8 protein-coding genes are annotated in these 13,058 nt (G+C 48.2%); 3 read left to right on the top strand and 5 right to left on the bottom strand.

Annotated features, from left to right (window positions below; all coding sequences use genetic code 11):
- Positions 1 to 211: 211 nt before the first annotated feature.
- Positions 212 to 2,266, bottom strand: coding sequence for a serine/threonine-protein kinase (locus tag QUA04_RS11630; protein WP_333256990.1), 2,055 nt, complete (start codon positions 2,264 to 2,266; stop codon positions 212 to 214).
- A gap of 447 nt (positions 2,267 to 2,713) precedes the next feature.
- On the opposite strand from QUA04_RS11630, the gene msrP reads away from it, so the two are divergent.
- Positions 2,714 to 3,697 carry a protein-methionine-sulfoxide reductase catalytic subunit MsrP gene (msrP, locus tag QUA04_RS11625; RefSeq protein ID WP_333256988.1) on the top strand — a complete coding sequence of 328 codons (984 nt, stop codon included), beginning with the start codon at positions 2,714 to 2,716 and terminating at the stop codon, positions 3,695 to 3,697.
- A 374-nt stretch (positions 3,698 to 4,071) separates the two neighbouring features.
- Here the strand turns inward: msrP and miaA are convergent, their stop codons facing one another.
- Complete coding sequence (miaA, locus tag QUA04_RS11620) at positions 4,072 to 4,974, bottom strand: tRNA (adenosine(37)-N6)-dimethylallyltransferase MiaA (protein ID WP_333256986.1); 903 nt, start codon at positions 4,972 to 4,974, stop codon at positions 4,072 to 4,074.
- A gap of 258 nt (positions 4,975 to 5,232) precedes the next feature.
- Here miaA and gyrB point away from each other — a divergent pair, with 258 nt between their 5' ends.
- Together gyrB and QUA04_RS11610 are read left to right on the top strand one after the other, a co-directional pair.
- Positions 5,233 to 7,173 (top strand): DNA topoisomerase (ATP-hydrolyzing) subunit B, encoded by a 1,941-nt coding sequence (gene gyrB, locus QUA04_RS11615; RefSeq protein WP_333256983.1) that lies wholly within the window; start codon positions 5,233 to 5,235, stop codon positions 7,171 to 7,173.
- Positions 7,174 to 7,422: 249 nt separating this feature from the next.
- Positions 7,423 to 8,139 carry a heme oxygenase (biliverdin-producing) gene (locus QUA04_RS11610; protein WP_333256981.1) on the top strand — a complete coding sequence of 239 codons (717 nt, stop codon included), beginning with the start codon at positions 7,423 to 7,425 and terminating at the stop codon, positions 8,137 to 8,139.
- Between the two features lie 312 nt (positions 8,140 to 8,451).
- Here QUA04_RS11610 and QUA04_RS11605 read toward each other — a convergent pair whose 3' ends face one another.
- The 3 genes from QUA04_RS11605 to QUA04_RS11595 all read right to left on the bottom strand — a co-directional run.
- The gene (locus QUA04_RS11605) at positions 8,452 to 9,105 is read right to left on the bottom strand and encodes an S-layer homology domain-containing protein (RefSeq protein WP_333256978.1); all 654 of its coding nucleotides are present in this window, start codon (positions 9,103 to 9,105) and stop codon (positions 8,452 to 8,454) included.
- A 132-nt stretch (positions 9,106 to 9,237) separates the two neighbouring features.
- Positions 9,238 to 12,807, bottom strand: a complete 3,570-nt coding sequence (gene mfd, locus QUA04_RS11600) for a transcription-repair coupling factor (protein WP_333256975.1) — start codon at positions 12,805 to 12,807, stop codon at positions 9,238 to 9,240.
- A gap of 7 nt (positions 12,808 to 12,814) precedes the next feature.
- Positions 12,815 to 13,058, bottom strand: a 244-nt coding sequence (locus QUA04_RS11595; protein ID WP_333256972.1) for a hypothetical protein, incomplete at its 5' end; no start/stop codon positions are given.

Raw genomic sequence — 13,058 nt, 5'->3', positions numbered from 1 at the left:
ACTTCTTTGAACACAACTTGATATTTTTTATTATATCATATTAGTTGTTTGTGTAATTAATTTTGTTTGACTACTTATACTATTCCTAGAGTGACAGAAAAGGGGTATATGAAGGTTGACCGAAGAAAAAGACAGCCACACCACCCAATTAGAGTTGGTTGAGACTGTCCTTTCTTAAAAGTGTATATCTAACTCCGGGCGATCGCCAAAATCAAGGAGACAGCCGCCACACCTTAATCGTGTCGTCAAAACTGCCACTGATCAGAGTTTTGTCCTGAGGATTAAAAGCCAATTCCACCCAAGTAGAATGACCCTTCAGCGTGCCCGCCATTTCACCGGAACCCATCCGCCACAGCTTGATAGTCCCGCTCAAATCGGCGCTGGCCAGCTTGTCTCCGTCGGGACTGAAAGCCAAGGACTTAACCTTGTCGGAATGCCCGATTAAAGTCCGCAGTAGAGAACCGTTGGGCTGCCGGGACTGATTATTTGCGCTGATATCCCACAACTTCACCGTCTTGTCCCAACTGCCACTGGCGAGAGTTTGACCGTCCGGGCTGATGGCCAGAGACCAAACGCCCTCGGAATGACCCCAAAGAGTTTCTTTCAATTCCCCAGTCTGCCAGTTCCACAGGCTGATCTTACCGTCGCTGCTGCCGATCGCCAAAGTTTCTTGATCGGGACTGAAAGCCACCGACTGCACCTCGTCAAAAACCCGCTTGAGAGTTTCCAACTCCGCCCCGCCTTCGACTTGCCACAACTTCAAAGTTTTGTCCTTACCGACACTTGCCAAGGTCTGGCTGTCGGGACTGAAAACTACCGAGAACACGCCGTCTTGGTGGCCGTCCAAAGTCTGAATTAACCTGCCAGAATAGAAATTCCACAATTTTATCGTACCGTCAGCGCCGCCGCTGGCGATCGTCCTGCCGTCGGGACTGACGGCCACGGACCACACCGGCCCCAAATGTCCTGCTAAAACCTTGAGCAGCTTGCCGTGACGCTTGTGCAGCAGGTGAATTGTGCCGTCGTTGTTCCCGCTGACTATCACGCGGCCCTGGGGAGCAACTGCTACCGCCCAAACCGGGTTTTTGTCTTGATCCGCCAGAGTCCGCACTGCGGGTCGGGAGTGCGATGCCTCACCGTTGAAATCCTGCATCGGGGGCGGATTGAACCGAATTTCGGGAATGGTAGAAACAGGTTCAGAAGAAGTGAAAGCCTGCGGTGCTGGAGATGGCAAGCGAATACCCAGCACTACGGACAGCAGGGCAACCGCACTTGCTCCCCACATGGCTAAAGTCCACTTGGGTTTGCTGAGAATCACGTCTACTGGTGCCGGGCCGTATTTCATGTCTGTGAGAATTGCCTCGGTCGATCGATAGCGTTTTGATGGTTCTCGCTGCACCATTTTATCCAGAATGCGGCCGAGTCGCCCCGAAACTGGTACTTTCAAATAATGCCTCCAGGCCCAACTGTCGGCTTTGATGTCAAACAAATCAAAGGGCGACATTCCCGTTAACAAGTGAATGCAAGTGACGCCCAAACTGTAGATGTCGCTGCTCTTAATCGCTTGGCCTTTAATTTGTTCCGGGGCCGCGTATTCGGCAGAACCTGTCACCGTTTCTGTTTTCAGCGGCCCGCTATTAGCCGGAATTGCCGCACCGAAATCGACTAAAACTAGCCCAGAGGCACTTTCCTGAGACACGGAATGTAAATCCTCTTTCCCTGCCAAAGCTGGGGATGCTTGGGGAGTTTTGCGGTGAATAATATTGGACGGTTTGATATCTCCGTGAATCAGTTGATGTTCGTGAACAAATTGCAGGACTGGCAACAATTCGCTCAGCAGATACCAAATTTGAATTTCTTTAACAACACCTTTTTCTGAAAGCCGATCGGCTAAATTACGGCCTTCGATGTATTCTTGCACTAAATACTGGCAGCCTTCGACTTCAAAAGATGCCAGCAGTTTCGGTATTTGGGGATGTTTCCCCAACTCGTCGAGAACTGAGGCCGAGCCGCGAAATGTCCGGTTTAAGTGGTTTTGACCGTCCGCGGCTGCTGCTGGGCCGCAGAACTGTTGAATGACGCAGCGGGGTTGCGAAGGTTGGTCTTCATCGACGGCTAAGAAGGTGCGGCAAGTGAGACTTGGACCGAGGGTGTGAAAGACTCGGTAGCGACCTTTTAGCAGCAAGTTGGACTCGCAACTTTTGCAGACTGTCGCGCGATCGAGATTTTGGGGATTCTGGCAATGGGGATTAGTGCAGTAACTCATTTGTCTTTCCGCTGGAGACCCCCGTCCGACATACAAAGCTGGTGGGGGAGGAAAGCGGGGCGGTGCGTGCCGCTTCCTGTGGACAAATTAAATAATTGGAATCTTTGCTTGATCATAATTGTTTCCCAGATTTTCGCCACAATTGCTTCGGTCGATCGCGCGTAAATAATTGCTGACTTTCCTGCGAGCGAGGTTTAATAGGTCGATCGATTGCTCGTGCGAGCGATCAGCGGGATTCGCTGTTACCGAATTACGTTATACTGTCATTGCGAATACTTTCAGTGCGATCGCAACAAACCAAAGCAATCGCGAGGCCTTGCCAAATATCCGGGATTCTTTGTTCTATGGAGTGAATCTAAAACTTCAAATTTCCCATCTCAAATCGACTAACAGATTAAAACGTAGGCAACTTTCGCTCAACTAACTACTAACTTTTAACTATTACTTATGCCGTTAATTCGTGTTCCCAAACCTTGGGAAATTCTAGAACCCCAAATTACCCCAGAAACAGCCTTTCTCAACCGTCGCCGCTTCATGACAAATTTAATTGGCGCCGGCGTGACAGCTTCGCTGCTGCCGCTGACAGGCTGCCAAAGCAATGCTAGCTCAAAAACGGCTCTGGATCAAAGCTCAACCCAAGCATATTCGGGATTGAGCCGGAATCCCGCCTTTGCAAAAGTTGATCGAGCGATTACCGACGAAGCCTTAGCTACAAAATACAACAATTTTTACGAATACGGCGGCACAAAATCTATTTGGCAAGCCGCTCAAGCTTTGCCAACAGAAAACTGGAAAGTAGAAGTAGGCGGTTTAGTAAAAAATCCCCGCACTTATGATATTGATGACCTCTACAAGAAATTTCCTATCGAAGAACGAGTTTATCGATTTCGCTGTGTAGAAGCCTGGGCGATGGTAGTTCCTTGGGTCGGATTTCCCATGAAATTGCTGATGGCCGATGTCGAACCGCAATCGAAAGCTAAATTCGTTCGCTTTACCTCATTTTACGACCCCAAAATAACTCCCGGCCCCGGTTTGATGTCGCAATTTTATCCTTGGCCTTATACCGAAGGTCTCCGAATTGAAGAAATGGCGAACGATTTAGCATTTTTCGCCACAGGCTTGTATGGCCGAAAGCTACCAAAACAAAATGGTGCGCCACTGCGGCAAGTGATTCCTTGGAAATACGGTTTTAAAGGCGCAAAGTCGATCGTTAAAATTGAATTTGTAGAAAAACAGCCCGCCACTTTTTGGAATACAATCGGCCCCAACGAATACGCCTTTGAAGCAAATGTGGAACCCGACAAGCCGCACCCCAGATGGTCGCAGGCCAGCGAACGGATAGTGGGCCCCGGTAACAGTTGGTCGTGGGAAACTCGCCCAACTTTGCCCTATAATGGTTACGGCGAATATGTGGGGAGTTTGTACAGTTAATTGACGGATTTCCCCTCGTTTCCCCTCGTTTCTAGGCTCTGCCTAGGAACGCATATCCGGAGGATCTGCCTCCTTATTCCCGCGAGCCAGAGCCTCCAATCCCCTCGTTTAGATGCGAAATATGAAATGTGCGATCGCAGTTTAGCTTTTCCATTTTTACCCGTTGCCTAAATTCCCGATTTCATCGAACAAAGCAGAACAGTCGGACAGTCGGACAGCGGGCGGCTGTGCGTTTATTTCGGCAAAGAATTAGAGATATTTTGCCGGTTCCAAGTTAACGCAAAAATCAGACTGTAGTTTAAAATTTAGCCAATTAACTTAAATTACATCAGCGTTAATCGGCGGTTAAAAAAATCTTTAATTTCGATATAAAATCAATGGACAAACTCCTGCACTCTCTGCCAAACTCGCTCCAATAAATCTGGCGTGCTAACATCAAACCATTCAATTTCAGGATAAGCACGAAACCAAGTCCGCTGTCTCTTCGCAAATTGCCGCGTGTGCAAAATTGTTAATTCTTTGGCTTTTTCAAGCTTAATGTCGCCAGCCAAATATTGTTTCATTTCCTGATAACCCAGCGTGTTCAACAGTGGCAAGTCGCAGCCGTATTTTTTACACAAATATTCTAATTCAGCAATCCAGCCCTGTTCTAGCATTTGTTCGGTGCGCTGTTTGATACGATCGACCAAAACATCGATCGCGCAATCCAAGCCAATTTGTAAAATAGGATAATTGGGAGGGTTTTCGCCCTGCTGTTCGGAAATAGGGCGACCGGTGACATAAAATACTTCCAGTGCTCTTAAAGTTCTTACTGGGTCATTGAGGTGAATTTTCTCAGCCGCAAAGCGATCGACCTGCTGCAACATCGCGTAACATTGAGATTGTCCGAGTTCCGCAAGTTGCGATCGCAATTCGGGCATCGGTGCTACCCTCGGAATTTTTAAACCGCGCACGATCGATTTAATATATAAGCCCGTCCCTCCAACCAAAAACAGAGGAGGAGACAGCGGAAAATCGACATCAGAAATTAATTTTTGAGCTTGCTGCTGGTACTCTGCTAGCGTCAGAGTTTCTGTGGGAGCGCAGATGTCAATTAAGTGATGCGGTACACAAGTGCGATCAACCGCCGTCGGTTTTGCGGTTCCGATGTCAAATTCGCGGTACACTTGACGGGAGTCCGCACTCAGGATCGAGGATTGCAGTCGCCCCGCCAAAGCCAAAGCCACTCCCGACTTCCCAGTCGCCGTCGCCCCGCAAATCGTAATTAATCTAGGCATAAGCTGTCGCACATTTCCCTATAAAAACTCTCAAATCCTCTCCTATCAATGCTTTCGCCTCTCTCCATCCACGGATTCACCGCGATCGGCCTGGGTAGTCCTCCAGCAATCTCAAAACTATTCCCCTCCCTCCCCCCGATAAATTTCCCTTCAGAAAGCCCTAGCATCGCCTTTAACGGTTTTATGCTATAATTTTAGGAGTTTTCCTATTTTAGAAGCTTTCGGGGCTTTAGGCCTCATTATTGGAGCTATTTTTGTATGACCAGCAGCTACAGCGCCGACCAGATTCAAGTTCTCGAAGGTCTCGAAGCAGTCCGTAAACGGCCGGGGATGTACATCGGTACCACCGGCCCGCGAGGACTCCACCATCTAGTTTACGAGGTTGTGGACAATTCCATAGATGAGGCGCTGGCTGGCCACTGCACTCACATCGAGATTGACATCAACGCTGACGGTTCCGTTACCGTGACAGACGACGGCCGGGGTATTCCCACTGGCATCGTTGCCAAGACTGGCAAATCGGGAATAGAAACAGTAATGACTGTACTCCACGCCGGCGGTAAATTTGGCGGTGGTGGCTACAAGGTTTCTGGAGGATTGCACGGTGTAGGTATTTCTGTTGTTAACGCGCTGTCCGAGTGGGTAGAAGTGACAGTTTGGCGCGACCAAAAAGAACATTTACAGCGCTACGAAAGAGGCAATCCAGTTACTGAACTTACTGTCAAGCCCAACAAAGGCACTCGCACCGGCACTTCAGTTTCTTTCTTGCCAGATACTCAAATATTTAGCACTGGCATTGAATTTGATTACACTATACTCGCCGGGCGCTTGCGAGAATTGGGTTACTTGAATGCGGGCGTGAGAATTACCTTTAGCGACCACCGTTTGGAACTGCTTAAAAGTAGCGAACCTCGCATCGAAACATACTGTTATGAGGGCGGAATCAAGGAATATATCGCCTACATGAACCGCGACAAGCAGCCTCTGCACGAAGAAGTGATCTATGTGCAAGGAGAACGCAACAACGTGCAGATAGAAGTGGCTTTGCAGTGGTGCGTTGATGCTTTTAGCGACAATGTTCTCGGTTTTGCTAACAACATTCGGACGATCGACGGTGGCACCCACTTAGAAGGTTTGAAGGCTGTTTTGACGCGGACGATGAATTCGATCGCTCGCAAGCGCAACAAAATCAAAGAAAACGAGCCCAACCTCGCCGGCGAAAACGTTCGCGAAGGTTTGACAGCAGTCATTTCGGTCAAAGTCCCAGACCCGGAATTTGAAGGTCAAACTAAAACTAAGCTAGGAAATACAGAAGTTCGGGGAATTGTCGATTCCTTGGTAGGCGAAGTATTGACAGAATATTTGGAGTTTCGCCCCCAAGTAGCTGACGCTATTTTGGAAAAAGCAATTCAGGCATTTAAGGCCGCTGAAGCCGCCCGTCGCGCCCGCGATTTAGTGCGCCGAAAATCAGTCTTAGAATCGTCTCCTTTGCCTGGAAAATTAGCGGACTGTAGTTCCAGAGACCCTGCGCTGTCTGAGATATACCTGGTGGAAGGGGATTCTGCAGGCGGATCGGCAAAACAAGGGCGCGATCGCCAATTCCAAGCAATCCTGCCTTTGCGCGGTAAAATTCTCAACATTGAGAAAACAGACGATGCCAAAATCTACAAAAATAACGAAATTCAGTCGTTAATTACGGCCCTGGGTTTGGGCATCAAAGGCGAAGAATTCGACCCGGGTCAATTGCGGTATCACCACATCGTAATTATGACTGACGCTGACGTAGATGGTGCTCACATCCGCACGCTGTTGCTGACTTTCTTCTACCGCTATCAGCGCGCACTTGTAGACCAAGGTTACATCTATATTGCTTGTCCTCCTCTCTATAAAGTGGAACGGGGACGCAATCATTACTACTGTTACAGCGATCGCGAAATGAACAATCTCATCCGCAATGAATTTCCGGCGAATGCTAACTACACCATTCAGCGGTTCAAAGGTTTGGGGGAAATGATGCCGACACAGTTGTGGGATACGACGATGAACCCAGAAACTCGGACGCTGAAACGGGTGGAGATTGAAGACGCTGCAGAGGCCGATCGCATCTTTACGATCTTAATGGGCGATCGTGTCGCCCCCCGCCGCGAATTCATCGAAACCTACGGCCCCAAACTCAACCTCCTCGACTTAGACATCTAAACTAATCATTAGTCCTGAGTCGTTAGCTAGCAGCTAATGGCTGAGAACTAATGACTAAACTTTTGCGGCCCTGATGCCTTCTGCCCTTTCGGGCGATCGGGCATCAGGGCCGTTTGATGTTTCTAGGTTTTGTTATAAAAATTAATACAATCTCTCATCAAATCGATCTAAGGTAAACACTTAGGTAAATTTTAGATTTTTGGCGCATCCATCAGCTACCACAAAAATAGAAGGTTGGACAAATATAGCATGAGCATCAATTTAGCGACCAAATTGCGTGAGGGAACGAAAAAGTCCCACACAATGGCAGAAAACGTCGGTTTTGTCAAGTGTTTTTTAAAAGGCGTTGTAGAAAAAACTTCTTACCGGAAGTTAGTAGGAAACCTCTACTTTGTCTACTCGGCAATGGAAGAGGAAATGGAACGCCAAAAGCAGCATCCGGTTGTTTCAAAAATTTACTTTTCTGAGTTGAATCGCAAACAAAGCTTAGAGCAAGATTTATTTTACTACTACGGTGCGAATTGGCGGGAACAAGTAGCCCCCTCAGCCGCAGCAAAAGCTTATGTGGAGCGAATTCGCGAGATTTCGGCGACCGCACCGGAACTGTTAGTAGCTCACTCTTACACCCGCTACCTTGGCGATTTATCCGGCGGACAAATCCTGAAGGGAATTGCCCAGCGCGGGATGAATCTTTCCGAGGGAGAAGGCACTGCTTTCTATGAATTCCAGGAGATTCCTGATGAAAAAGAATTCAAAGCTAACTACCGTCAAGCAATGAATGAACTGCCGATTGACGAAGCAACAGCAGAGCGAATTGTTGACGAAGCTAATGCAGCTTTTGGCATGAACATGAAGATGTTCATGGAGTTAGAAGGCAATTTGATTAAAGCAGTCGGTCAGATGCTTTTCAATACCCTGACGCGGAAGCGCGGTGGTGGCAGTACCGAATTGGCTACTGCTGATTGAGTTAAAGCTCACTGGGGATAATTTGAGCCTCGTTTAAGAGGAAAAACTTAAATCCTGGGGGTTTGATGGCTGCTTTTACAGTCACCAAAGCTCCGGGATTTTGCATTGCGGGCGATCGACTTTTTCTAGAAGAAGGAAGAAGGAAGAGGGAAGAAGGAAGAAGGAATTAAGAACGTCGTAAACGTCAAAACGGTTCCCACAACTTACAACTAAGCTGGTGTGCATTTAATTTTCACAATCCTGTTTATTGAAACTCTTGTGGGGTGGGCATCCTGCCCGCCCAAAAAATTTAATTTAAATGCAGAACAACTATCACCTTCCCACGCCACGATCAGGAGGCTCCTCGTCCGGGACAGGCAAAGAACTCGGCCTTAACTGCCGCTCCAAATACTTGCTCAAAGCGTAAGCGATATCCCCACGAGTCATCGGCTTCAAAGGATTAATCTTATTAGTTGCGATATCAATATTAACAAACCCTTCATAAAGTGCAGTAGCCATAGACTTTCTAGCCCAACTAGGAATATCGCCTGCATCTGGATACTTAGCTAAAATTTCGGAAATGCTGGGATCTGGAAACTGAAAAACCCCGTAAGCTTGAGCAAAAATCGCCAAAGCTTCAGCGCGAGTCACCCTTTGATTTGGGAAAAACATTCCGTCGCGATATCCACTCATCGTTCCCGTTTTCAAAGCAGTTTGAATCGCACTGTAAGCCCAGTAACTCTTCGGTACGTCCGGCAATTCAATATCCGGTTTTTGAGCTGTTTTTCGCCGTTCCAAACCAAAAGTTTTTACTAAAATCATCGCCAAGTCGGCGCGACTGACAAGGCCCTCAGCATTAAAATTGCCACTGGCATCTTTATTCATCAATCCTGCACTCACAACCCGATCGATCGGGTCAATTATTTGTTGAGATTGAACCGCCATTGGCACTCCTTGCGCTAGCGCGATCGCCAAAAAAATACTCACTAACTTTTTCACGATTTTAATCCTTTCTGTCGCTAAAACCATCATGAAAACAGCAGTAATATTTTTTATGGTTCCATCGGTATTATTCTGTGGTTTCGGCGGGGCGCGACTTTGGGGGATTATATATTAAAATCAAAGATTTGCTTCCGGCAAAGCGCCCTGCATTTTACCCAGCCAATCAATCAAATTATCCAATTGCTTTTGGGCCGTCAAAACCGCCATACCTCGAATAGTAACCTTCCCCTTGCTGTAGACAAAACGAGAGCGCAAATGTTCCGGCAAATTAGCCTTGAGCAAATTCCAAGCAGGCTCTTCCATCGCAGTTTCCAAAACTATGTTCTGCTTATTCTCCGGTTTGATCCGAGAAAAACCTATTTTTTTAGCGATTTGTTTGAGTTCGACAACACGGATAAGTTGCTGGGCTGGCAGAGGAATTGGCCCATAACGATCGCACCAATCAGCCTGAATCTGCTGTAACTCTTCTGAGTTATTAGCAGAAGCCACAGACCGATAAGCGCTCATTTTTTGATCCAAATCTGCGATGTAATCGGCAGGAATAAACGCCGTCAAAGTGAGGTCGATTTGCGCGTCCTCCACTTTCGGAATTTCCTGACCCTTAATTTCCCGAATAGCCTCCTCTAACATTTCAGCATACAAATCAAAACCGATCGCCTCCATTTGACCAGATTGTTCAGTACCCAAAACATCACCCGAACCGCGAATTTCCATATCTCGGACAGCCAACTGATAGCCCGAACCCAACTGGGCAAACTCTTGAATTGCCCGCAGCCTCTGCCTTGCAGCATCAGACAGCTTGTTCTGCTTCGGATAAAACAGCCAAGCATGAGCTTGAATCCCCGCGCGTCCCACCCGTCCCCGCAACTGGTAAAGCTGACCCAAACCAAACTGCTGCGCGTCTTCAATTAAAATGGTATTGACTCGCGGAATATCCAAACCCGACTCAATAATCGTAGTGCACACCAAAATATCGAAATCTGCCGCACTGAAAGTCAGCATGACCGATTCTAATTCCGAAGCATCCATTTGACCGTGGGCGATCGCAATTCTGGCAGACGGAACCATCTCCTGCAACTGAGCGGCCAACTCATCAATCCCCTCAATCCGCGGCACCACGTAAAAAACCTGACCGCCCCTGTCCAATTCTTGACGAATTGCCGATCGCACCACTTCCGGGTTATAGGGAGCCAAATGCGTCTGAATCGGGCGCCTGGAAGGAGGCGGAGTCGCAATCAAACTCATCTCGCGAATCCCCGACAGCGACATATACAAAGTCCGGGGAATCGGCGTTGCTGTCAGAGTCAGAACATCTACCTCTGTTTTGAGAGATTTAATTGCTTCCTTTTGCTTAACTCCAAACCGCTGTTCTTCATCCACCACCAACAAGCCCAAATCCCGAAATTTAATCGCTTTGCTCAAAACAGCTTGAGTACCGACAATCACATCTAATTCCCCAGTCGCCAAACGCTTGTGAATCTCCCGGCGCTCGGTTTCTGTGCGAAAGCGATTGAGCAAACCAACTTCGATCGGATAAGGGGAAAAACGCTCCGAGAGCGTGTGATAGTGCTGTTGGGTCAAAATCGTCGTCGGCGCGAGCAAAGCCACCTGCTTGCCCGCCGTAACCGCCTTAAAAATTGCTCTCAGAGCCACTTCTGTCTTGCCAAAACCGACATCGCCGCAGACCAAACGATCCATAGGTCGATCGCCCTCCATGTCGCGTTTCACATCCTGAGTTGCCTTCAACTGATCCGGCGTTGGCTGGTAAGGAAAAGAATCCTCCAACTCTTGTTGCCAAGGCATATCAGGAGGAAAAGCATAACCTTTTTGTTGCGCTCTTTTAGCATAAAGATTCAGCAAATCCACTGCCAATTTTTTAACAGCTTTGCGAACCTTTGTTTTAGTTTTTTCCCAAGTTTGACCTGTCAGCTTGTTTAGATCCGGTACTTTATCGCCTACAGTCCGAAACCTCGACAAAGCGCCCAATTGATCGGCCGCCACCCTCAGAGTACCGTCAGCGTATTGAATCAATAAATACTCGCGAGTTTCCCGATCGATAGTCAAACGTTCTAACTTGAGAAATTTACCCACTCCGTGCTGGCGGTGAACCACGTAATCACCAGGGCTTAATTTATTCGGGTCTACTTGCTTAGAAGCAGCACGGCGGCGCTTGCGGACGTAGCTAAAAGTAGCGAGAGAATGCTGACCGTAGAATTCCCGATCGGTAATTAAAACTATCCGAAAAGTCGGCAGAATAAAACCTTCCAATTCAGCCAGCCCGCTGTACTTCAAAGCAACCGGAACGTGCTGCAATTGCAACTTGTCGATCGCCAAATAATCGCGCGGATTCACCACAAACTGAGCCGGACAGTCGTGTTCCGAGAGCAGAGAAACAGAACGGCTCGGTTGAGCCGAAACCAGAAAAATGGTAAAACCCCGATCGCGCTCTTCCCTGAGCATTTGAGACAGCTTCGCAAATTGGTGAGGCATCACCGGCACAGGCCTGCTTGCCAAATTAATCGCAGGCGCTAGCTGGTCACTCTCCGCAGAGCTTTGAAATTTTTTAGCGGTAGAATCTTCGGCCAATTCTGAAAGTTCTAGCCTGTCGAAAGCTGCGACATCTGCCATAGATTCAGCAAAAGTGCGGTGAATTTTCGGAACTTTTAAATTAGCAATGGGCAACTTTTCTGTTCCCGCCTCAGCAACTTCCGATTCCCGATTGCAATTATTCCACTGTTCCTGTGCATTCTCAAACCAGCGGTCGCTGTGAGCTTCGCACCCTTGCGGTTCGTCAATAACAACTAAAGTATTTTCTGGCAAATAATCCAACAAAGATGCAGGTTTCTCGAACGCTAAACCCAACAGCCTGCGGACAAATTTTTCTGTTTCATTTTCCGCTGCATTTTCGGGATCTAAAGAGCCTAGGTGGTTGATTGCGTCAAGCTTTTTTTCAGATAAAACTGCTTTAATAATTGCGTTAAAATTAGTAGGAGTTAAAACTAACTGCTCGACCTTATCGAGCGATCGCTGCGAAGACGGGTCAAACTCCCGAATTTGCTCCAAATCATCCCCAAACCACTCCAGCCGCACGGGCAACTCCGCCGCTACCGGAAAGACATCGACAATATCGCCCCGGCGACTCCACTGACCCTCCATTTCCACCAGAGTCACCCGATCGTACCCCATCGACACCAGTTGGCGGTCAAGTATCTTCGAGTCTTGAACCGCACCTCGCTTCAGCGTCAGACAGTAGGGTTCAAAAGCAGCAGGCGGGGGCAGGTGAGACTGGAGAGCTCTTTCGGTAGCTACAATCGCGATCGGCTTAGAATTAGCGTTTGTTTCTCGTTTCTCCACCAAATCCGCCAGCACCTGCATTTGTCCCCAAGTCATTTCGTTCTCGTCGGAGTAAGATAGCTCGTAGGGCGAAGCCTCCGAAGTCGGGTAAAAATGCACAGTCTGCCAGCCCATAGCCTCCAGCCCGGCCACCCAGCGGCCCGCTTCTTCTAGAGTTGCCGTGACTACCAGTAAACTCCGCCCTTCTTGCTGTGCGAGGGCGGAAGCTACCAAACCTTTGGGCAAGCGGGCTAAGCCGGACAGTTGCACGTAGCGATGGCGCTTGAGCTTGTTGAGGAGTTCTGTTGCTAGGGGTGATCGCCCCAGGGTACGAATTATTGAAGAGAAAGTCATGCGCTTTTTATTTTAATCCCTGATCGGCGAAGGCTCTTTCCCTTTGCCTGTTAAGGAGATTGTACGACAAACATCCATGATTGTGACGCTGTGCTGTTGACGCATTGGAACTTAACTGGAGATAGATTTCTGCTTTAATATGTCGATCCTGCGATCGCGATCGAGCCAGTTCCGTTAATATAGGGCCAGGTTGAGAAAAAATTTCGATTTTGCGATCGAGATTCGCAGCTTCCAAACCTCTCCTGTGACTG

Source organism: Microcoleus sp. S13_C5 (genome assembly GCF_036700845.1).
GTDB lineage: Bacteria > Cyanobacteriota > Cyanobacteriia > Cyanobacteriales > Microcoleaceae > Microcoleus.
This window is presented reverse-complemented; position numbering and strand designations above follow the sequence as displayed.

Bases quoted from the DNA above. Each gene is read 5' to 3' on its own strand.
- miaA (WP_333256986.1), bottom strand. From the start codon at position 4,974: ATGCCTAGATTAATTACGATTTGCGGGGCGACGGCGACTGGGAAGTCG.
- QUA04_RS11630 (WP_333256990.1), bottom strand. From the start codon at position 2,266: ATGAGTTACTGCACTAATCCCCATTGCCAGAATCCCCAAAATCTCGAT.
- msrP (WP_333256988.1), top strand. From the start codon at position 2,714: ATGCCGTTAATTCGTGTTCCCAAACCTTGGGAAATTCTAGAACCCCAA.
- gyrB (WP_333256983.1), top strand. From the start codon at position 5,233: ATGACCAGCAGCTACAGCGCCGACCAGATTCAAGTTCTCGAAGGTCTC.
- mfd (WP_333256975.1), bottom strand. From the start codon at position 12,807: ATGACTTTCTCTTCAATAATTCGTACCCTGGGGCGATCACCCCTAGCA.
- QUA04_RS11610 (WP_333256981.1), top strand. From the start codon at position 7,423: ATGAGCATCAATTTAGCGACCAAATTGCGTGAGGGAACGAAAAAGTCC.